Origin of the sequence: Humitalea rosea (assembly GCF_003253705.1) — a bacterium.
Classification (GTDB): Bacteria; Pseudomonadota; Alphaproteobacteria; order Acetobacterales; family Acetobacteraceae; genus Humitalea; species Humitalea rosea.
Map to the genome: position 1 here is coordinate 133,757 of NZ_QKYU01000004.1, position 20,295 is coordinate 154,051.

The 20,295-nt window shown below is 71.1% G+C and carries 16 protein-coding genes; 10 read left to right on the forward strand and 6 right to left on the reverse strand.

All coding sequences use genetic code 11. The annotated features are described in order from the left end of the window. Positions 1-3: 3 nt before the first annotated feature. From C8P66_RS04920 to C8P66_RS04930, 3 genes are read left to right on the forward strand one after another with little or no spacing between them, the layout of a single operon-like run. Complete coding sequence (locus C8P66_RS04920) at positions 4-945, forward strand: 2-hydroxyacid dehydrogenase (protein WP_111397137.1); 942 nt, start codon at positions 4-6, stop codon at positions 943-945. Continuing rightward, a complete protein-coding gene (locus C8P66_RS04925; RefSeq protein ID WP_111397038.1) occupies positions 942-1,985 on the forward strand; it encodes an L-idonate 5-dehydrogenase in 1,044 nt (347 codons plus the stop codon). Before C8P66_RS04920 ends, C8P66_RS04925 begins: the two co-directional genes overlap by 4 nt. Before the next feature lie 57 nt (positions 1,986-2,042). Further along, the gene (locus tag C8P66_RS04930; RefSeq protein ID WP_111397039.1) at positions 2,043-2,903 is read left to right on the forward strand and encodes a c-type cytochrome; all 861 of its coding nucleotides are present in this window, start codon (positions 2,043-2,045) and stop codon (positions 2,901-2,903) included. Between the two features lies 1 nt (position 2,904). Here C8P66_RS04930 and C8P66_RS04935 read toward each other — a convergent pair whose 3' ends face one another. Further along, on the reverse strand, positions 2,905-4,218 hold the full coding sequence (locus C8P66_RS04935) for an NtaA/DmoA family FMN-dependent monooxygenase (protein WP_111397040.1): 1,314 nt from the start codon (positions 4,216-4,218) through the stop codon (positions 2,905-2,907). Between the two features lie 90 nt (positions 4,219-4,308). Here C8P66_RS04935 and C8P66_RS04940 point away from each other — a divergent pair, with 90 nt between their 5' ends. Further along, on the forward strand, positions 4,309-5,766 hold the full coding sequence (locus tag C8P66_RS04940; protein WP_111397041.1) for a M81 family metallopeptidase: 1,458 nt from the start codon (positions 4,309-4,311) through the stop codon (positions 5,764-5,766). 1 nt (position 5,767) lies between these two features. Here C8P66_RS04940 and C8P66_RS04945 read toward each other — a convergent pair whose 3' ends face one another. Beyond that, on the reverse strand, positions 5,768-6,760 hold the full coding sequence (locus C8P66_RS04945) for a Bug family tripartite tricarboxylate transporter substrate binding protein (protein WP_111397042.1): 993 nt from the start codon (positions 6,758-6,760) through the stop codon (positions 5,768-5,770). A 73-nt stretch (positions 6,761-6,833) separates the two neighbouring features. Further along, positions 6,834-7,838 carry a tripartite tricarboxylate transporter substrate binding protein gene (locus tag C8P66_RS04950; RefSeq protein WP_111397043.1) on the reverse strand — a complete coding sequence of 335 codons (1,005 nt, stop codon included), beginning with the start codon at positions 7,836-7,838 and terminating at the stop codon, positions 6,834-6,836. A 162-nt stretch (positions 7,839-8,000) separates the two neighbouring features. On the opposite strand from C8P66_RS04950, the gene C8P66_RS04955 reads away from it, so the two are divergent. From C8P66_RS04955 to C8P66_RS04975, 5 genes are all read left to right on the forward strand, one after another. After that, positions 8,001-9,779, forward strand: a complete 1,779-nt coding sequence (locus tag C8P66_RS04955) for a glucan ABC transporter ATP-binding protein/ permease (RefSeq protein ID WP_111397044.1) — start codon at positions 8,001-8,003, stop codon at positions 9,777-9,779. Positions 9,780-9,891: 112 nt separating this feature from the next. After that, positions 9,892-10,323: a CBS domain-containing protein gene (locus tag C8P66_RS04960; RefSeq protein ID WP_111397045.1), complete on the forward strand. Its 432-nt coding sequence runs from the start codon at positions 9,892-9,894 to the stop codon at positions 10,321-10,323. Positions 10,324-10,500: 177 nt separating this feature from the next. Further along, positions 10,501-11,502: a TRAP transporter substrate-binding protein gene (locus tag C8P66_RS04965; protein WP_111397046.1), complete on the forward strand. Its 1,002-nt coding sequence runs from the start codon at positions 10,501-10,503 to the stop codon at positions 11,500-11,502. A gap of 4 nt (positions 11,503-11,506) precedes the next feature. Further along, positions 11,507-12,043, forward strand: a complete 537-nt coding sequence (locus tag C8P66_RS04970; RefSeq protein ID WP_111397047.1) for a TRAP transporter small permease — start codon at positions 11,507-11,509, stop codon at positions 12,041-12,043. A 5-nt stretch (positions 12,044-12,048) separates the two neighbouring features. Beyond that, positions 12,049-13,353, forward strand: coding sequence for a TRAP transporter large permease (locus C8P66_RS04975; protein WP_111397048.1), 1,305 nt, complete (start codon positions 12,049-12,051; stop codon positions 13,351-13,353). Here C8P66_RS04975 and C8P66_RS04980 read toward each other — a convergent pair. Then, on the reverse strand, positions 13,319-13,831 hold the full coding sequence (locus tag C8P66_RS04980) for a DUF1003 domain-containing protein (RefSeq protein ID WP_211314031.1): 513 nt from the start codon (positions 13,829-13,831) through the stop codon (positions 13,319-13,321). The two genes, C8P66_RS04975 and C8P66_RS04980, sit on opposite strands and share 35 nt — an antisense overlap. Positions 13,832-13,911: 80 nt before the next feature. On the opposite strand from C8P66_RS04980, the gene mscL reads away from it, so the two are divergent. Continuing rightward, positions 13,912-14,385 (forward strand): large-conductance mechanosensitive channel protein MscL, encoded by a 474-nt coding sequence (gene mscL, locus C8P66_RS04985; protein WP_111397050.1) that lies wholly within the window; start codon positions 13,912-13,914, stop codon positions 14,383-14,385. Here mscL and C8P66_RS04990 read toward each other — a convergent pair. Continuing rightward, on the reverse strand, positions 14,366-18,721 hold the full coding sequence (locus C8P66_RS04990) for a DUF4011 domain-containing protein (RefSeq protein ID WP_111397051.1): 4,356 nt from the start codon (positions 18,719-18,721) through the stop codon (positions 14,366-14,368). The two genes, mscL and C8P66_RS04990, sit on opposite strands and share 20 nt — an antisense overlap. After that, on the reverse strand, positions 18,714-20,291 hold the full coding sequence (locus C8P66_RS04995; RefSeq protein WP_111397052.1) for a Na+/H+ antiporter: 1,578 nt from the start codon (positions 20,289-20,291) through the stop codon (positions 18,714-18,716). Before C8P66_RS04995 ends, C8P66_RS04990 begins: the two co-directional genes overlap by 8 nt. Between the last annotated feature and the right edge of the window lie 4 nt (positions 20,292-20,295).

The window sequence follows — 20,295 nt, forward strand, 5'->3', positions numbered from 1 at the left end:
ATGATGAGCGACAAGCCGGGGCTGCTGGTGATGGCCCTTCTGCCGCAGCGCGACCTGGATGCGATGGCCGCGCGGTTCACCTTGCTGAAGCTGTATGAGGCGCCGGAGACCGCCGCCTTCCTCGCCGAACACGGCGCTTCCGTGCGCGCGGTCGCGACCAAGGGCGAGAACGGCATCGATGCCGCCACCCTGGCGCAACTGCCCCATTGCGGCATCGTCGGCTGCTATGGCGTCGGCGTCGATGCGATCGACCAGACTGCGACGCGGGCGCGCGGCATCCCCGTCACCAACACGCCGGATGTGCTGACCGAGGAGGTCGCCGATATGGCCATGGCCCTGCTGCTGGCGGCGGCACGGCGCATTCCGGCGGGCGACGCCTGGGTGCGCAACGGCGACTGGAAGCGGGCCTCCATGCCGCTGACCACGCGGGTCTATGGCAAGCGTCTCGGCATTGTCGGGCTCGGCAACATCGGGCGGGCGGTGGCGCGGCGGGCGGAAGCTTTTCGGATGCCGATCTCCTATTCCGGGCGAACGCCGAAAGCGGATGTGCCCTATGCCTACTACCCCTCGCCCGAGGCGCTGGCGCCGCATGTCGATGTGATGCTGGTCTGCGCCATGGGGGGTGCCACCACGCGCGGGCTGGTCACCGCGGCGGCCATCGGCGCCCTTCGTCCTGGCGCGATCTTCGTCAATGTCTCGCGCGGGACGGTGGTGGATGAGGCGGCGCTCCTGGCCGCGCTCAACTCCGGCGCCATCGCCGCCGCCGGGCTCGACGTCTTCCTCAACGAGCCGGATATCGATCCCGGCTTCCTGCTGCCGCATGTCGTGCTGCAGCCCCACAATGCCTCGGGCACCATCGAGACGCGCAACGCCATGGGCGACCTGCTGCTGGCGAATCTGGAAGCGCATATCGACGGCAAGCCCTTGCTGACCCCGCTGCCATGAGCCGCGCCCTCTTCATCCACGCCCCGCACGACCTGCGCGTCGAGGCATTCGCGCCCGGCGAGCCCGGCCCCGGCGAGGTGCTGGTCCGCATGGGCGCGGGCGGCATCTGCGGGTCGGACCTGCACTACTTCCACCAGGGCGGCTTCGGCGCGGTGCGGCTGCGCCAGCCGATGGTGCTGGGCCATGAGATCGCCGGGACCATCGCCGCCCTGGGCCCTGGGGTCACGAGCCTCGCGGTCGGCGATGCCGTGGCGGTGAACCCGTCGCTGCCCTGCGGCACCTGCCGCTTCTGCCGCGAGGGGGTGCAGCAGCATTGCCTGGACATGCGCTTCTTCGGCAGCGCGATGCGGATGCCGCATGTGCATGGCGGCTTCCGCGACGCGCTGGTCTGCGAGGCGGTCCGCTGCGTCGCTTTGCCGCCGGGCCTTTCGGTCGAGGTCGCGGCCTTCGCCGAACCCCTCGCCGTCTGCCTGCATGCCGCGGCGCAGGCGGGGCCGCTGCTCGGCAAGCGCGTGCTGGTCACGGGCGCGGGTCCGATCGGGGTGCTGTCGGTCGCCGTCGCGCGGCTCGGCGGGGCGGCGGAGATCGTGGTGACCGACCTTGTCGCGGCCCCCCTCGGCATCGCCGCGCAGATGGGGGCCGACCGCACCATCGCCCTGCGTGAGCAGCCCGATGCGCTCGCCCCCTATGCCGCCGACAAGGGGTATTTCGACGTGGTGATCGAAGCCTCCGGCAGCGGTGCCGCGCTGCTCGGCGCGATCGAGGCGGCGCGTCCGCGCGCCACCATCGTCCAGCTTGGCATCGGCGATGATGTGGCCCTGCCGCTCGGCCGGCTGGTCGCCAAGGAGATCACCTTGCGCGGCACCTTCCGCTTCCATGCGGAGTTCGCCGCCGCGGTGGCGGTGCTGGCGCGAGGGGCGATCGACCCGCGGCCGATGGTGACGGCGCAACTGCCGCTGGATCGCGCCGCCGAGGCCTTCGCCCTGGCCTCCGACCGCGGGCGTGCCATGAAGGTACAACTGGCCTTCGAGAAGATGTGATCTCTGTTGCGTAATCGATGCGGTTACAAACGGCGATCCGAATCGGGGGGATAAGGCATGAGGGGATTGGTCTTGGTCGCCGCGCTCTGCGCGGCGTTTCCGGCCATGGCGCAGACCGCGCCACAGACGCGCGCGCAGCTGGTGGCGCGCGGCGCTTATCTGGTCGAGTCGATCGGCACCTGCGGGAATTGCCACAGCCAGCAGCGCATGGTCGATGGCCGCGCCGAGGTCGTGCCCGGCAGCGAACTCGCCGGCGGCATGCCGGATGACGCGCCCTTCGGCCGCTGGATCGGACCCAACATCACCCCCGACCCCGAGACCGGCATCGGCCGCTGGACCGAGGCGCAGATCGCCGTCGCCATTCGGGAAGGCAAGCGGCCGGATGGCTCCACGATCGGGCCGCCAATGCCCATTGGATATCTGCGCCACACCTCGGACGCCGATATCGCCGCCATCGCCGCCTATCTGAAAAGCATCCCGCCGATCCGGCGGGACTCCGGGCGCTCGGAATACCGGATGCCGCTGCCGCCGGCCTGGGGGCCGCCGGTCGGCACCGTGGCCGCGCCCGCCGACACGCCGGTCGCGCGGGGCGAATACCTCGTCACCTTCGCGCATTGCCTGGAGTGCCATACGCCGATGCTGCCCGGCGGGCGGCGGGATGCAACGCGCATGGGCGCCGGCGGCTTCGAGATGATGACCCCGGGCGGCATCGTGGTGACCGCCAACATCACGCCGAACCGCGAGCATGGGATCGGCGATTGGACCGATGCCCAGATCATCCGGGCCGTCACCACCGGGGTCTCGGCCAATGGGCGTCTGCTGTCGCCACCGATGGGCTACGCCTGGTATCGCCGTGTGACCCCGGGGGACCTTGCGGATATCGTCGCCTATCTGCGGACCTTGCCCGCGGTCCCCTGAGCTATCCGGGGTTGCGCAGGTTCTCGCGCAAAGTGCTGCCGGTATAGGCAGAGCGGAACAGGCCGCGCCGCTGCAACTCCGGCACCACCATCCGCCCGAACTCCTCGAAGGTGGTGGGGAAGATTGTGGGGGGCAGGATGAAGCCGTCGCAGGCGCCGGCGGTGAACCAGTCCTCCATCTCATCGGCGATCATCTTCGGCGTGCCGGCGAGCAGCGCGCGGGGGCGGCGCACCGCCTCGGCGAAGGTGATGCCCTTGTCGCGGGCGACCTGCATCATCCGGTCGCGATGGCCCGCCACACCCTGGTTGCTGCCGGGCGCATCCAGCGCCTCGGGCGTGTCGATCTTGCTGAGATCGGCGACCACGGACCAGGAGCTGGCGGCCAGCACCAGCTCCGGATCGACCAGGGATTCGAGGAACTCCGCCTTCTCCCGCGCGATCGATTCGGTTTCGCCCACCACCACGGTGATCGAGGGCAGCACCGCGCACTCCTGCGGCGGGCGGCCGGCGGCGGCGACGCGGGCGCGCATGTCGGCGCGGAAGGCCATCGCATCAGCCTTGGTCGCCGGCGCGCAGAACAGCATCTCGGCCCAGCGCGCGGCGAAGGCACGGCCACGCGGCGAGGACCCCGCCTGCATGATCACCGGGCGCACCTGCGGGCTGCGCGGGATCGAGAGCGGGCCGCGCGTGCTGACGTAGCGCCCGGCGTAATCGGCGGGGCGGATCTTGGCGGCATCGGCGAAGACGCCGCTCGCCTTGTCCAGCACCAGCGCGTCATCGTCCCAGCCGTTCCACAGCGCGTCGCAAGCCTCCATCACCTCATCGGCCATGTCGTAGCGCTGGTCCTTGGGCGGCAGCCCGCCGGGCATGTTGCAGTTCTGGGCTTCGAAGTCGCGCGCGGTGGTGACGACGTTCCAGGCGACGCGGCCCTTGCTCAGCAGATCCAGCGAGCCGAGGTAGCGCGCGATGAGGTAGGCCGGCGTGAAGCTGGTGGAGAGGGTGACGCCAAGGCCAAGATGCGTCGTCACCCGCGCCATCATCGGCAGCAGGGTCATCGGATCGAGCAGGCTGAGCTGCCCGCCGCGCCCGACATAGTCGGCGTAGCTGCCCTTGTAGAGATCGGGGATGCCGAGCCCATCGGCGAAGAAGCAGGCATCGAAACAGGCCGCCTCCATCACCCGCGCGATGTGTTCCCAGCGCTCCGGCTCGAACAGATCGTCGAGCGTCGCCGAGGGATGCCGCCAGGTGCTGGGGTAGCTCGTGGAGGGGCCCGCCTTGAGATAGGCGACCAGGTTCATTTTTCGGCGCGCGGCCATGGCTGCTCCAGCTTCGGCGGTAGGCCCCGGCCATGCAAAGCACGCGCCGGGCGGGCTGGCGCGATGGCCGCAGCCGGTTAGGCTGGGATCATGCCAAAGATCGCGATCGCCCGCCTCTGGTTCGAGGGCAATTCCTTCACCCCCACCCCGACCGGATGGGACGCCTTTCGTGGCCGCGAATGGGCCGATGGCCCGGCGGCGATGACCGCCCAGGCCGGCACCGCCACCGAACTTGGTGCCGCCGGCGCCTGGTTCGCCGCGCGGCCGGAGTGGACGCCGCAGGTGCTGCGCTGCGCCGCCGCCCAGCCCGGCGGCAAGATGGCGGATGAGGTTTTTGAAACCTGGATCGCCGAGGTCACCGCGGCGCTGCGCGCGGCACCGCCCGATGGCGTCTATCTGTCGCTGCATGGCGCCTGCGTCACCGCCTCCGACCCCGAGGCCGATCTGACCCTGCTGCGGGCGGTGCGGGCGGCGGTGGGGCCTGGGGTGCCGGTCACCGCCTCCTTCGACATGCATGCCAATATGGCGCCCGAGATCGCGATGCTGCTCGATGGCGCCAGCGCCTATCGCACCTATCCGCATGTGGACATGGATGCGGCGGCGACACGCGCGCTGGCCCTGCTGGAACGCGCGCTGTCCGGTGCCGCGCCGCTGCATGGCGCGATCCGAAAGCTGCCGCAGGTGCTGCATTCCTTCCACATGCGCGATGCCGGCGGGCCGATGGCCGAGGTCTGGGCCGAGGCGGGCATGAGCGAGACCGGCCCGGTCCGCGACGCCAGCCCGTTCGGCGGCTTCGCCTGGGGAGATTCACCCTATGCCGGCCCCTCGGCCATGGTCTGGGCCGAGACGGCGGCGGCCGCCGAGGCCACGGCGGCGCGGCTGATCGCCTCCCTCGCCGCCCGCCTGCCCCGCTTCGCCGTCAGCCTGCCGGGACCGGAGGCGGCGCTGGCCACGGCCCTCGCCTCGCCGCCAGGGCTGGTGGCGCTGCTGGACCCGGCCGACAACCCGCTCTCGGGCGGCATCGCCGATACGCCGGGGCTGCTGCATCTGCTGCGCGATCCGCCGGTCGAGACGGTGCTGGCCTTCCTGCATGATCCGGCGGCGGTGGCGGCGGCGATCGCGGCGGGTGTGGGCGGGGCGATCGACCGCCCGCTCGCCGGGCAGGTCACCGACGCCTTCGGCCCGCCCATGCCCTTCGCGGGCGTGGTGGAGGCGCTGACCGATGGGCGCTTCGTCAACACCGGCCCGATGGAACGCGGCACCACGGTGGACCTCGGCCCGACCGCGCTGCTGCGCGCCGGGCGGCTGCGGGTGGTGGTGACCAGCCGCAAGGAGGCGGCGGTGGACCCGGGCTTCTTCGCGCTGCACGGGATCGACCTGACCCGGGTGCGGCTGCTGGCCGACAAGGGGAAGAACCACTTCCGGGCGGCGATGGCGCCGCTGTGCAGCGCCATCGTGGAGGCGGATTTCCCGGGGCCGGCCTCGCTCGACCTCGCCGCCCTGCCCTTCCGGCATGTGCCGGAAGGGTGGCGGCGAAGCCTCGGTTAGCTCAGTCGAGCTTGGCGCCCGAGACGCGCACGACCTCGGCCCATTTCGTGTTCTCCGAGGCGATCCAGCGCTCGAAGTCGCTCGCGCCCATCGGCATCGGCTCGGCGCCGAGGTCGCGGAAGCGGGTGATCGTCGTGGGCTCGTTGCAGATCTCCACGATCATCGCGCCAAGGCGGTCGAGGATCGGCTTCGGGGTGCGGCCCGGCGCCTGCACGCCGAACCAGGCCACCGCCTCGAAGCCCGGAACGCCGCTCTCGATGATGGTCGGGGCATCGGGCACCGCGAACCACCGGTCCTTGCTGGTGACGGCCAGGATGCGGAGCCGGTTCTCATGGATATGCGGCAGGTAGGCCGGCAAATTGTCGATGGAGATCTCGACGCGGCCGGCCAGCAGGTCGGCCATGATGGTGGCGCTGCCGCGATAGGGGACATGGGCGATGTCGATGCCCGCCTTCACCTTCAGCAGCTCGCCGCACATGTGGCCGGAGGTGCCGTTGCCCGGGGTCGCGTAGTTGAACTTGCCCGGGTTGGCCTTGACCAGGGCGAGGAAGCTGCGGAAATCCTGCGCCGGCATCGCCGTCGGATGCACCATGACGCCATTGGCGACCGCATTGGCATTGGCGACCGCGACCAGATCGGTGTCCGGATTGTAGGGCAGGCGGGCATAGAGGTAGCGGTTGATGCTGGCGGTGCCGATCGTGCACATCAGCAGCGTGTGCCCGTCCGGATCGGATTTGGCGACGGCATCGGCGCCGATCGTCCCGCCGGCACCTGGCCGGTTGTCGATCACCACCGGCTGGCCGAGCCGGGTGCTCAGCCCCTCGGCCAGGATGCGGGCGGTGACATCGGTGGCCCCGCCGCCGCTGAAGGGCACCACGAGGCGGACCGGACGGCTGGGCATCCACTGCCCCTGGGCCTGGGCCCGCATGGGACGAGCGGCAAGGGCCCCCGTGGCGGCAGCGGCCAAAGCGGTGCGGCGGGTGATCAAGGTCATGTTCGAATCCTCGGCGGGTTTGCGCCTTGGTGGACGCAGCGCCCCGGGGAGGCAACCCCGGGGCGCCCTGTCGTCACTCGAGTTTCACACCGGCGCGGTTAACGATCTCTCCCCATTTTGTAATCTCCGAACGGATGAAGCTGGCGAAGGCGGCAGGGGTCGTGCCGCCATCCGGGGTCAGCGCCGGCGGCATCCCGCCCAGTTCGGCGATCCTCGCCGCGGTCGCGGGTTCCTTGACGATGGCATCGATCGCCGCCCCCAGCCTGTCCAGGATCGGCCGCGGCGTGCCGGCGGGCGCCTGCACGCCGAACCAAGCGGTCGCCTCGACGCCGGGGAATCCCGCCTCGGCCGTCGTCGGCACCTCCGGCAGTGCCGGGGTGCGGGTCGCGGTCGTCACCGCCAGCGCCCGCAGCCGCCCGTCGCGCAGATGCCCGATGACCGAGGGCAGGTTGTCCACGCCGACCTCGACACGCCCGGCGATCACCTCGGCCAGCATCGGCCCGGCGCCGCGGAAGGGGATGTGCGTCATCTCGATCCCGGCCTCCAGCTTCAGCAACTCGCCGGTCATGTGCAGGCTGGTGCCGGCGCCGGAGGAGCCGATGTTGAGCTTGCCCGGGTTCGCCTTGGCATAGGCCACAAGCTCCGCCAGCGTGTTCACCGGCAGCGCATTGGTGACGAAGATGGCATTCGGCACCCGCAGCATCAGCCCGACCGCGGCCAGATCCTCGGGCTTGTAGGGCATCCGCCCCGCATAGAGCCCGTAGTTGATCGCGCCCGAGGAGATCGTCTGCATCAGCAGCGTGTAGCCATCCGGATCGGCCTTGGCGACGACGTCGCTGCCGATGTTGCCGCCCGCCCCCGGGCGGTTGTCGATGGTGAAGGGCTGGCCGAGGCGCGCGTGCAGCCGCTCCGCCAGGATCCGCGCGGCGATGTCGGTGGTCCCGGCCGGGGCGAAGGGCACCACGAGGCGGACCGGCCGCATCGGGTACTGGCCCTGGGCCAGCGCCGGGGATGCGAGCGGTGCGGCCAGCAGGGCGCCGAGCACGATGCGGCGGCCGAAACGGTCGTTTGACGTCATGGTGTTTCCATCCCCAGGTGGCCTCGGGTCTGTTGGCGCCCGGGGCTTCCACCTCTGCCCTTCTCCTGCCGCAAGGATGTGGCGTCTTGCAAGGCTTCATAAGGTGGCGTCCAACCGCGGCGCGGCACGGCGCGCTGTGGGCGCGGATCACAGGAGGGCGGCATGCGCTTCATCGCGACCTATCGGCAGGTTCTGGCGCTGCTTGCGCCCGACCGGGGCGTCGCCTGGTTCCTCGCCTTCGCGAGCCTGGCCCTGGCCGGGCTCTCCTTCCTCGAGCCGGTGCTGTTCGGGCGGGTGGTGGACCTGCTCTCCCGCACCGATGTGATGCCGGCCGACCGGGTCTGGATGGAGGCGACCACCCTGCTCGGCCTTTGGGCCGCGGTCGGGCTGGCGGGCATCGTGGCCGGCGTCGCGACCGCGCTGCTGGCCGACCGCATGGCGCATCGCAACCGGCTGCGGATCATGCACCTCTATTTCCAGCATGTGCTGGCGATGCCGCTCTCCTTCCACGGCGACACCCAGACCGGGCGGCTGATGAAGGTGATGCTGGTCGGCACGGATAATCTGTTCTCGCTCTGGCTGTCCTTCTTCCGCGAGCATCTGACGACCCTGTTCGCGGTGATCGTGCTGCTGCCGTTGACGCTGTTCATGAACTGGCGGCTGGCGAGCCTGCTGATCGTGCTGGTCGCGGTGTTCTGCGTGGTCGCGACCATGGTGGTGAAGCGCACGGAGAAAGCGCAGGCACGGGTCGAACAGCTGCATTCCCGGCTGGCCGGCACCGCCCAGGACACGCTGGCCAATGTGATGGTGGTGCAGGCCTTCACCCGGCTTTCGGCCGAGGCGCGGCTGTTCGGCGACATCATGCGCCAGGTGATCGACAACCAGTATCCGGTGCTGACCTGGTGGGCGATCGTCTCGGTGCTGACGCGCTCGGCCAGCACCATCTGCGTCATCTCCATCTTCATCCTCGGCACCGTGCTGCACATGCGGGGGGCGGCCAGCGTCGGTGAGATCGTCGCCTTCATGGGCCTCGCGACCCTGCTGATCGGGCGGCTGGAGGGGGCTGTCGCCTTCCTCGCGCGCCTCGTGTTCCAGATGCCGGGGCTGGAGGAGCTGTTCGGCATCCTGGCGGCCAAATCCACGGTGCCGGAACGGCCGGACGCGCTGGACCTGCCGCAGGCCCAGGGCGCGGTGGCCTTCGAGGATGTCGGCTTCGCCTATCCCGGCGGCCCGCCGATCCTGACCGCGGTGACCTTCACCGCCGCCCCCGGCCGCACCATCGCCCTGGTCGGGCAGACCGGGGCGGGCAAATCCACCTGCATGGCGCTGCTGCAACGGCTCTGGGACCCGAGCAGCGGGCGCATCACGCTGGATGGCCACGACCTGCGCGACCTGACCCTGGACAGCCTGCGCCGGCACATCGGCGTGGTGTTCCAGGACAGCATGCTGTTCAACCGCACCATCCGCGAGAACCTGCTGGTCGGCCGCCCGGATGCCACGCCCGAGCAGCTTGAGCACGCGGCCCGCATGGCCGAGGCCTGGGACTTCATCCTGCGCCAGCCGAAGGGGCTCGACACCACCGTGGGCGAACGCGGCTCCACCCTCTCGGGCGGGCAGAAGCAGCGGCTGGCGATCGCCCGCGCCCTGTTGAAGGACCCGCCGGTGCTGATCCTGGACGAGGCGACCAGCGCGCTCGACACCGCGACCGAGGCGCGGGTGCAGAAGGCGCTGGCGGCGCTGATGCACGGCCGCACCACCTTCATCATCGCCCATCGCCTTTCCACCGTGCGCGATGCCGATGAGATCCTGGTGTTCGAGAGCGGGGAGATCGTCGAGCGCGGCGGCTTCTCGGAGCTGGTGCAGATGGATGGCCGCTTCGCCGGGCTGGTGAAGACCCAGCTTGCGGTCCAGGCCTTGCCGAAGGTGCCCGAGGCGGTCTGAGGCACCGCGGATGCTGCGCCGCACAGTGAATATCTTGCATGTATGTAATGCGATGGCGCAGGCTTCCCTACCATCCGGCATCGCAAGCCGGGCGGCCGGGAGGCCACCATCCATGATCATCGCCACCATCCTGAGTCAGAAGGGCTCCAACGTCGTCACCGTCCGGCCCGAGGATGACCTCGGCACGATCGCGGCGACCCTTGCCTCCAACCGCATCGGCGCGGTGCTGGTGCTGGATGCCGCGGGCGCGCTCGTCGGCATCGTCTCGGAGCGCGACATCGTGCGCCATCTCGCGCAAGCCGGGGCGGCGGCGCTGGCCCAGCGCGCCTCGCTGGTGATGACCCGCGGTCTGCATACGGTCACGCCGCAGACGAGCGTGACCGAGGCGATGGGCATGATGACCGATCGCCGCATCCGGCACCTGCCGGTGCTGGACGAGGGGCGCCTGGCCGGCATGGTCTCGATCGGCGACCTCGTGAAGGTGCGGATGAGCGAGATCGAACAGGAAGCCGAACACCTGCGTGCCTTCGTCACCGCGGCTTGAGCACAGCGCCGCGCGCAAACGCGCATTATTGTGGGGCAGATGCCGCCCAAGCCGGCGGCATCGGCGTGACGAGGCCGTGGCCCCGGCGTCCGCGGCGCTTGCCTTGCCCCTTGCGGCGGCCTCCCGCCGTCGCTGATACTGGCCGCTGAACATCCAGAAAACTGTGGGAGCCTTCAAATGACGACCCAATTCACCCGCCGCCAGACTCTGGTGGCCGGGGCCGGTCTCGCCGCCGCGGCTTTCATGCCGCGTTTTGCCCAGGCCGCGACCACGACCTGGCAGATGGCGACCGCCTATCCCGACGGGAACTTCCACACCAAGAATATCGTCACCTTCCTCAGCGATCTGAAGACCGCGACCGGTGGCCGCCTCGAAGTGCAACTGCACAGCAACGCCTCGCTGCTGCCGATGCCGCAGATCAAGCGCGGCGTGCAGCAGGGCCAGGTGCAGCTCGGCGAGATCCTGCTCTCCGCCTTTGGCAACGAGGACCCGTTCTTCGAGGTCGACGGCATACCCCAGCTCGTCACCACCTTCGCCCAGGCCAAGCGCCTGGCCGACCTCGCCCGCCCCTACATCGAGGCGCGCTTCCAGCGCCAGGGCGTGTCCCTGCTCTATATGGTGCCCTGGCCGCCGTCGGGCTTCTACACGCCGAACCCGGTCGCCACGATCGAGAATCTGCGCGGCACCCGCATGCGCACCTACAACACCATGACCAACCGCTTCGCGACCGCGGTCGGCGCCGCGCCCACGCTGGTGCAGTCGGCCGAGGTGGCGCAGGCCTTCGCGACCGGCATCGTCAACGCCATGGTCACCTCCGCCGCGACCGGCGTGGACACCCAGGCCTGGGATTATGTGAAGGTCTTCACGCCCATCGGCTTCACCTTCACCCGCAACGCCGTATTCGTGCAGCGCCGCGCGCTTGAGGCGCTGTCCGCCGCCGACCAGGCCGCCGTCCGTGCGGCCGCGGCCACCGCCGAAACCCGCGGCTGGGCCGCCGCCGAAGCCGCCAAGTCCAGCGCGCAGGCCACCCTCGCCTCGCATGGGATGACGGTGTCCGAGCCGACGCCGGAGCTGCTGGCCGGTATGGACCGCGTCAGCGCCAGCATGGTGGACGAGTGGCTGACCCGCACCGGCGAGGATGGCCAGAAGCTGATCGCCGCCTATCGCGCCGGAGCCTGAGCGGGTGCTGCGCCGGGCGCTCGACGCGCTTTACATCGCGAGCGCCGGCCTCGCCTCGCTCTGCCTCTTCGGTATCTTCGCGATGATGATGGCCCAGGTCGGCATGCGCGAAGCAGGGCTTCAGCTGGTCGGCGCCGATGATTTGACCACCTATCTCTGCGTCGCCACCGCCTTCTTCGCCCTGGCCCATACGTTCCGGCGCGGCGAGCTGATCCGGGTCAACATGGTGTTTTCCCTGGTCGGCCCCGCCGGCAAGCGCGTGCTGGAGGGCATGGCCCTGTCCCTGGCCGTGATCGTCGTCGGTACCATCGTCTGGTACACCGCTGCCGATGTCCTGTTCTCCTATGAGATCGAGGATGTCGCCCAGGGCACCATCGCCTTCCCGCTCTGGGTGCCGAAGCTCGCCATGCCGATCGGGGCCGGCACGCTGCTGATCGCGATCCTGGACGAGGCGGTGCGGGTGCTGCGTGGCGAAATTCCGAACTACGTACTCGAGGCCGAGGCCCGCGCCGCGCGCGGCGATTTCTCGGCGGAGGTCTGATCGCCTTGGAACTTCTCGAACTTTCGCTTCTGCTGCTTGTGTTGCTTTTCGCGCTGCTGGGGACTGGGCTCTGGATCTCGATGTCGCTGGCCGCCATCGGCTGGATCGCGATGGCGACGGTGCACCCCGAACCGGGGCCGTTCCTTGCCAGCGCCATGTGGGAATCCACCGGCTCCTGGACCCTGGCCGCGCTGCCGATGTTCGTCTGGATGGGCGAGATCCTGTTCCGCACCAAGCTGTCGGAGGAGCTGTTCAACGGCCTCGCCCCCTGGGTTCGGCGCATCCCTGGCGGGCTCCTGCATGTGAACATCCTCGCCTGCGGCATCTTCGGCTCGGTCTCCGGCTCCTCCGCCGCGACCTCGGCGACGGTCGCCAAGATCGCGCTGCCGGAGCTGCGCAAGCGCGGCTATGACGACGACGTCTCGATCGGGAGCCTGGCGACCTCAGGCACGCTCGGCATCCTGATCCCGCCCTCGATCATCATGGTGGTCTATGCGGTGGCGGCCGAGGTTTCGATCATCCGCATCTTCATCGCCGGCTGCCTGCCCGGGCTTGTGGTGATGGCGCTCTTCTCCGGCTACATCGCGGTCTGGGCGATGCTGAACCCGCACAAGCAGCCGCCGCCGGAACCGCGGCTGTCCTTCGGCGGCAAGATGCGGGCCTCGGCGCAGCTGATCCCCTGCGCGCTGCTGATCATCGCCACCATCGGCTCGATGTTCGTCGGCTGGGCGACGGCGACCGAGGCCGCGGCCTTCGGCGTCGCCGGCTCGCTGATCCTGGCGGCGGTGACCGGAATGCTGACCTGGGAGAGCTTCCTCGACAGCCTCAAGGGCGCGACCCGGCTGTCCTGCATGATCCTGTTCATCCTGGCCGGCGCCGCCTTCCTGTCCAAGGCGATGGCGCTGACCGGCATCCCTGGCGCGCTGGCCGCGGGGGTCGCGGCCCTCGACCTCGGCCCCTATGGCGTCATCGCGCTGCTGGCGGTGGTCTATGTGGTCCTCGGCACCGCGCTCGATGGCGTGTCGATGATCGTGCTGACCACCTCCATCGTCATCCCGATCGTCCAGCACGCGGGCTTCGACCTCGTATGGTTCGGCATCTTCATCGTGCTGCTGGTGGAGATCGCCGAGATCACGCCCCCGGTCGGCTTCAACCTCTTCGTCATGCAGACCATGACCGGCAAGGAACAGGGCGAGGTCGCGCGCGCCTCGCTGCCCTTCTTCGCGATGCTGGTGCTCACCATCGTGCTGATCACCCTGTTCCCACAGACCCTGGTCACGGGCCTGGGGGATTGGCTGCTGGCCCGCTGATCTGCCTCGCGGCCTCCAGGACCGCGAGGCGTTCCAGCGTCTCGTGCAGCATCGCCGTCATCTCCCGCAGTTGCTGTTCGCGCAGCAGATCCATCTTCTCGTGCAGCAAGGCGATGGCGGCCTCCGCCCGGATGTTCACGCGGTAGTCGGCGAAGGCGCGGTGGCGGTCGATCCGCCCCTGGCGGTTCTGGCTCATCATGATGATGGGCGCGGTATAGGCCGCCTGGAACGACAGCAGCAGGTTCAGCAGGATGAAGGGATAAGGGTCCCAGGCGCCTGGCCCGATCCAGGAATTGCCGACCAGCCAGGCGCTGAGCAGCAGCGACTGCAACACCACGAATCGCCAGGAGCCGACGGTCGCGGCCACCAGGTCCGACAGCCGGGGGCCAAGGCCAAGCTGCCGCGCCCGGCGTCGGCGCTTGGCCCGCGCGATGGCGGCGCGCAGGAGGGATTTCTCGACCGCAGTGTGTGCAACCATGTGCCGACTCCGAAGAAGCATGCTGCGCGGCCCGGCGGGCCTGAGTTAAGAACGATGGAACCCAATAGGGAGCGAACGCCATGGCACTGCCAATCACCCTCACGCGGCCCGTCTGGATCGAGGAATTCCGCTCCTTCATCCTGCGCGGCAGCGTTATTGACCTCGCCGTCGGCATCGTGATCGGGGCCGCCTTCACCGCCATCGTCGGCAGCCTCGTCGAGGATCTGCTGAACCCGGTGATCGGCCTGCTGATCGGCGGCGTCGATTTCTCCAATGTCTTCGTCGTGCTCTCGGGCCAGCGGATGCCGAGCCTGGAGGCCACCCGCGAGGGCGGTGCGGCGGTGCTCGCCATCGGCAAGTTCGTCAACGCCATCATCAAGTTCCTGATCGTCGCCATGGCGATCTTCTGGATGCTGCGGGTGCTGACCAGGCTGCACCTGAACCAGCCCAAGGGGCCCAAGCCGCCGCCGGGCCCCACGGCCACCGAGACTCTGCTGGCGGAGATCCGCGACGAGCTGCGCCAGATCCGCGTCCCTACCCCGCCCGAGGGCTGATCCGCCCGGACCCTGCCAGGATCGCGACCCGGGCGGCGATGGCCGGGGCTGCCTGGGGCTCCAGCCCCAGCAGCGCATGGACGGCATCGGCCAGCGCCGCCTCGCCGGCCAGCGGCAGGGTTTCGAGCAGCAGCACCGCCGCGGCCTCGATCTCGGCCGGCGGCACCATTGCCGCGCGGCGCAGATGCGGCGCCGCCGCGCGGCGGTCGCGCGGGGCGATGACGCTATCGGGCATGGCCCAAAATCCCGCCGCCTCGATCGCCCCATGCAGCCCGCGCGCGAGGCGCAGCGCCTGGGCGATGGCGGTGCGGTCCTCGGGCGACAGCGCAGCCTCGCCTGACGCCAGCCGCAGCCGCTCGGCGATGGCCTCGGGGTGGATCGGCGCCTCGGCGGCGAGGATCTCCACGATCACCTCGGCCAGGCTGGCGAAGGGCACCGCCGCCGGCGCCCGCTCCAGCACGACCGTCGCCTCGACATAGGCGCCGGCCAGCCCGGTCGCGGCGGGCAGTGCCGCCACGGCCGGGGCGATTCCGGCGGCGGCGAGCAGCCGCGCGCCCTCCGCCTCCGGCCGTTGCAGCCAGGCGAGGTGCCAGGCCCGATGCAGCCGCCAGCCCATCATCACCAGCGCCTGGGCACGGCCACGCTCGCGGTCCCGCGCTGCGGTGACGGCTGAGCGGTCGGCGCCATCCGCCTCCACCCCGATCAGCCAGGCGCCTTCCCGGCGCGCCGCCACATCCAGGAACAGCCCGGCGAGGCCGATCCGCGTCCCCGCCTGCAACCCGGCACCGGTCAGCGCCGTCGCCATGGTCCCGGCGAGCGGCCCGGCATCGCCGGTCGTCACCGCATCGCGCCCCGGCGCGGGCCCGCCCGCGGCATAGGCGAGGAAGGCGCGCAGCGCCGCCTCTCCGCCATTGCCATCGGTGCGGGCGAGGTCGATCTCCTCCGCCCCGATCGAGGAGAAGACCACAAGCTGCCGCTTGGCGCGGGTGATCAGCACGTTCAGCCGCCGCTCGCCGCCCTGCTGGCCGACCGGGCCGAAGCGCATGGCCATCCGGCCCTCGGCGTCGCGGCCATAGCCGATCGAGAGGAAGATGCTGTCGCGCTCGTCGCCCTGCACGTTTTCCAGGTTCTTCACGAAAAAAGGCTCGGCCGGATGGGCGGCGAAGAAGGCCTCGGCCGAGGGGTCGGCGCGGCGCTTCTCCTCCAGCGCATCCAGGATCGCGTCGCGCTGGCGGATGGAGAAGGCGGCGACGCCGAGGGTTTCGCCGGGGCTTGCCTTGGCGTGGGCCATGACGGCATCGGCGACAGCCGCGGCCTCGACAGGGTTGCTGCCCTGGGTCGCGACGCCCGCGACCCGCACCATCGACAGCCCGAACCCCGCATCGCGCGGGCGCGGTGACGGCAGCACGTTCAGCCGCCCGCCATAGAATTGCGCGTTGCTGACGGCGATCAGGCTCTCGTGCCGGCTGCGGTAATGCCAGCGCAGCAGCGCCGAAGGCATGCCGCGCGCATTGCACAGCCCAAGGATGCTCTCCACCTCCCGCGCCGCCGGGCCGTCGGTTGCCTCATCGGGCGCCTCGTCGTCGTCGGTCATGCGCTGGAAGAAGCGGGTCGGCGGCATCTGGCGATCGTCGCCCACCACCACCAGCTGGCCGCAGCGGGCGATGGCGCCGAGCGCATCGACCGGCTCGACCTGGGACGCCTCATCCATCACCAGCAGGTCGAAGCGCGCATCCTGCGGCAGGAATTGCGCGACCGAGAGCGGGCTCGCCATCACGATCGGCTTGGCCAGCGCGATGGCGTCGCCGGCGCGGCGCAGGAGTTCGCGCACCGGCAGATGGCCGCGCTTCTTCTCCCATTCCCCGCGCAGCACGGCATAGCCGGGGCGCGCGCGCGCGGTGGCGACGGCCGCGGCATGGGCGTGGGCCGTCTCCTCCCGCGCGATGGTGAGGCGCTGTTCCGCGGCCTCTCCGAATTCGGTGACGGTCCGGTCCATGGCCTCGCCATCGAAGCCGGCCAGCGCCGGGCGGTCGCGCAGCGCCACGGCGAGCAGCGCGTCATGCACCGCGCGGTTCCAGGTTCCGGCGGCGGCCTCGGGGGGCAGGCTGCCATCGGCCAGAGCCTCGGCCAGTGGAGCCTCAGCCAGCAGAGCCTCGGCCAGCGGCGCGAGATCGGGGCCCGCCGCCTCACGCGCGGCGCACCAGGCGCGCCAGGCGGGCAGCCCCTCGGGATCGGCGGCCCAATCGGCGAGGCGCAGCGCCACGGTGGAGAGTTCGGGCGTGGCGGTGCCGAAGCCCGCCTCGGGCTCCAGCCCCGTTGCCGCGCGCAGCGCCCTCCAGCTTGTGGCGGCGGCGAGCAGCACAGGGTCGGGCGGCAGCGGGATGCCGCGCGTCTCGACGAAGCCGACCAGCGCCAGCAGCGCCGCTGGATCGCGGCCCCAGAGTTGGCCGAAGGCGGCGCGGCCAAGCGCATCGCCCTGCCGCAGCGCCTGCCCGGCCAAGGCGGCGGCAAAGGCCGGCAGCGCCGCCGCCGGGTCCCGCGCCACACGCGCCGCCACCGCCTGCGCGGCCCGCCGCGTGCCGGAGAGGAAGCCAAACATCCCCGCCGGTTCCGACAGCGCGTCCCGCGCCGCGACGATGCCGTCCACATCCAGCGCGCCTGGGGCGAGCAACGCCGGATTGGCGGCGGCGGCGGCCTCGGCCAGGGCGCGCAGCCGCGCGGGATCGGCCCAGGCGGGATTGGCCATGGTCAGGGGGTCGTGCACGGGCGCGGCCGCGACCAGCGCCTCGGCGGCGAGGGCGGCCTCGGCGTCCGCGACGGTGCCGGGGGTGGCGGCGAGGCTCCGAATCCAGCCCGGCAGCGCGCCCAGGATGCGTTCGGCGCCGCCCGGCCCGGCGCCCACACCGCGCCAGGGGCCACGCGCCGCCGGTGCCAGCGCCGCCAGGGCGGCCGCATGGCGCTGGTTGGCCTCGATCCGCGCCGCGTCCCAGGAGCCGGCGTCGGTGAGGCGGAAGGGCGCCGGCGCCACGCCCGCGGCGCGCAGGGCGACCAGCCGGCCGACCACCTCATGCAGCGGCAGGCCCGATTCCCCTGCCCCCGCCCGCATCGCCGCCGCATGCTGGTTCAGCCGCCCGCGCAAGGCACCCAACCGCCGCACCGCCTGCGCCTTGTCGGGCACCGGCGGCAGCGGCAAGGCGAAGGCGTCGCGCAGCCCGTCGAGAAAGCCGCGGCGGGACGCCGCCTGATCATGCAGGTCGAGGCAGGCGGCGCCGAGGCCGATGGCGCCGAGCCGGCGCTGCACCACCTCCAGTGCCGCCCGCTTCTCGGCCAGGAACAGGACCGAGCGGCCATCCAGGATGGCATTGGCCAGGATGTTGACGATCACCTGGCTCTTGCCGGTGCCGGGCGGGCCCTGGATCACGAGATGCCCGGGCGCCTCGGCCGCCGGCAGGCCACGAGCGGCGCGGAAGGCGGCACCGCCCCGGCGCACGGTCTCATTGGCCAGGGCCTGGCTGGCGTCGAGGTCCAGCACCTGGTCCAGCACCTCGACCGGGATCTCGGCATCGACATCGGCGCTGTCATCGAGCGGCGTGGCGGCAGCCATCGTGCCGCCGCCCACCAGCGCCTGCACCAGCGGATGCACGGCAAGGCCGGGGTTGGTCGCCGGGTCCAGGTCCCGCCACATCAGGAAGCGGGCGAAGGAGAAGATGCCGAGCGACATCGCCTCCGGCTCGACCGACCAGCCCGGACGGCCGGCGACAAGGGCGGCGACCGCCTGCCCCCAGGCCTCGGGCGCATAGGCCTCGGGGAAGGGCGGCAGGTCGAGACCGAATTCCGCGTGCAGCTTTTCGCGGAGGCAGGGGTTGTCCTCGGGCTCGGCGCCCGGTGCGGCACGCAGAGAAAACACCTGCCGCGCCCCGCTGCGTTCCAACACCACGGGCAGGAAGGCGAGCGGCGCCCGGCGCGCGACCGCGGGGGTGCCGGGATCGTGCCAGACCAGCACGCCGATCGCGAGGAACAGCGCCGGCACGCCGGTCTCCTCCCGCAGGGTCCGGGCGTCGAGCGCGAGGCCGCGCAGCCGGCGCGTCGCCATCGCCTCGGGCAAGGCGAGGCGTAGTTTGGTGTCGCTCTGCCAAGCGGTGTCGGTGCCGCCGAGGTCATGCTCGAAGCCATAGGCCTTGCCGTCGAGCAGCCGCGCCAGCACCGGCGCGGCGGCCTCCCCCGCCAGCGGCAGGATACCGGGCGAGGAGGCGGGCAGCGCCAGCAGCCGGTTGCGGGTGGAGAGGTCGAGCAGCGCGCGACGCGCCTCGGCCAAAGCTGGGCCGATCTCAGCCATGGGAGCGCCCGGTGCCGAGCAACTGGCGCAGGCGCAATTCCTCGAAATCCAGATCCTGCGTCACCTTCTGCAGCAGGTCATCGGGCAGGTCGGAGGCCTCGTTGTGCGCCAGCAGCCGCGCCCGCCCGGCGCGCAGCGCGGCGAGGCGCATCTGCAGCCGCGCGGTCAGTTCGGCGCGGCTGGCGCCCTTGGCGACACCGAGGAAGACGCGCGCCTTGTCACGGTATTCCGGGATCAGATCGGCGGCGATGGCACCATCCAGCGGGCTTTCCAGCCGCCCCTGCAGATCGGCCAGCGAGGCATCGGCGACGAGACGCAACACCTCGGCCTCCGCCAGATCCAGCCCGGCAGGCATCGGCTCCTCGGCCCCCATGCGCTTGATCACCCATTCCAGCGTGGTGCCCTGGACCACCAGGGTCGCAAGGATGGCGCAGAAGGCGAGGAAGGCAATGAGGTTGCGTTCGGGGAAATCCAGCGGCAGCGCCAGCGCGGCCGCCAGCGACACCACCCCCCGCATCCCCGCCCAGGCGACGACCATGGTGTGCCGCCAGGGTGGCAAGGGATCGCGCCGCGCCACCGCCGGGATCAGCCGCGCCAGCAAGGTCGCGGGAAACACCCAGATGAAGCGCGAGAGGATCAACGCGACGGACAGCGTCACCGCGACCACGGCGATGAACCAGGGGTTGCGCCCGGCCAGCCCGTCCAGGATGTCGTTGAGTTGCAGCCCGACCAGGATGAAGACCAGGCTGGTCAGCACGAAATCCACGAACTCCCAGACCGCGCTCGCCGCCAGCCGTGTCTGGGGTGAGTAGATGATGAGGAACCGGCGCCCGACCAGTATGCCCGCCGTGACCACGGCGATGACGCCTGAGGCATGCACCGCCTCCGCCGCCAGATAGGCCGCGAAGCAGCAGAGAAACGAAAGCGCGGTCTCCAACAGGGTGTCGTCCAGGCGCCGGCTGATCCAGATCAGCCCCTTTCCGAACCCGTAGCCGATCGCGACACCGCCTAGCGCCGCGATCAGGAAGGCCACCCCGACGCCATCGAGCGAGACGCTGCCCGCCGCCACCGCCGCCACCGCGAAGCGGTAGAGCACCAGCGCCGTCGCGTCGTTCACCAGGCTCTCGCCTTCCAGGATGGTGACGATGCGGCGGGAGATGCGCAGCCGTTGCAACACCGCCGCCGCCGCCACCGCATCGGGCGGCGCGACGATGGCCCCGAGTGCGGCCGCCGCCGCCCAGGGCAGGTCCGGCAGCAGGAACCTGGCGACCACGGCGATGGCGACGGTGGTGAACAGCACCGCCCCCACCGCCAGCACCAGGATCGGGCGGAGCGAGGCGCGGAAGGCGCGCCAGTCGGTCCTGAGCGCGCTGCCCATCAGCAGCGGCGGCAGGAAGAAGGCCAGCGCCAGTTCAGGGTCGAGCGAGACTTTCGGCAGCCCCGGCACAAAGGCCAGCGCCGAGCCGCCGAGCACCAGAACCACCGCATAGGGCAGCCCGGCCCAACGCGCGATGAGCGCGAGCACCACGCAGGCTGCAAGGAGACCAAGGAGCGCTTCGACAATCGCCATGCCG

Excerpts from the sequence above, each read along its gene's own strand:
- C8P66_RS04920 (WP_111397137.1), top strand. The coding sequence starts at position 4 with ATGAGCGACAAGCCGGGGCTGCTGGTGATGGCCCTTCTGCCGCAGCGC.
- C8P66_RS04925 (WP_111397038.1), top strand. The coding sequence starts at position 942 with ATGAGCCGCGCCCTCTTCATCCACGCCCCGCACGACCTGCGCGTCGAG.
- C8P66_RS04930 (WP_111397039.1), top strand. The coding sequence starts at position 2,043 with ATGAGGGGATTGGTCTTGGTCGCCGCGCTCTGCGCGGCGTTTCCGGCC.
- C8P66_RS04935 (WP_111397040.1), bottom strand. The coding sequence starts at position 4,218 with ATGGCCGCGCGCCGAAAAATGAACCTGGTCGCCTATCTCAAGGCGGGC.
- C8P66_RS04940 (WP_111397041.1), top strand. The coding sequence starts at position 4,309 with ATGCCAAAGATCGCGATCGCCCGCCTCTGGTTCGAGGGCAATTCCTTC.
- C8P66_RS04945 (WP_111397042.1), bottom strand. The coding sequence starts at position 6,760 with ATGACCTTGATCACCCGCCGCACCGCTTTGGCCGCTGCCGCCACGGGG.
- C8P66_RS04950 (WP_111397043.1), bottom strand. The coding sequence starts at position 7,838 with ATGACGTCAAACGACCGTTTCGGCCGCCGCATCGTGCTCGGCGCCCTG.
- C8P66_RS04955 (WP_111397044.1), top strand. The coding sequence starts at position 8,001 with ATGCGCTTCATCGCGACCTATCGGCAGGTTCTGGCGCTGCTTGCGCCC.
- C8P66_RS04960 (WP_111397045.1), top strand. The coding sequence starts at position 9,892 with ATGATCATCGCCACCATCCTGAGTCAGAAGGGCTCCAACGTCGTCACC.
- C8P66_RS04965 (WP_111397046.1), top strand. The coding sequence starts at position 10,501 with ATGACGACCCAATTCACCCGCCGCCAGACTCTGGTGGCCGGGGCCGGT.
- C8P66_RS04980 (WP_211314031.1), bottom strand. The coding sequence starts at position 13,831 with ATGGTTGCACACACTGCGGTCGAGAAATCCCTCCTGCGCGCCGCCATC.
- mscL (WP_111397050.1), top strand. The coding sequence starts at position 13,912 with ATGGCACTGCCAATCACCCTCACGCGGCCCGTCTGGATCGAGGAATTC.
- C8P66_RS04990 (WP_111397051.1), bottom strand. The coding sequence starts at position 18,721 with ATGGCTGAGATCGGCCCAGCTTTGGCCGAGGCGCGTCGCGCGCTGCTC.
- C8P66_RS04995 (WP_111397052.1), bottom strand. The coding sequence starts at position 20,291 with ATGGCGATTGTCGAAGCGCTCCTTGGTCTCCTTGCAGCCTGCGTGGTG.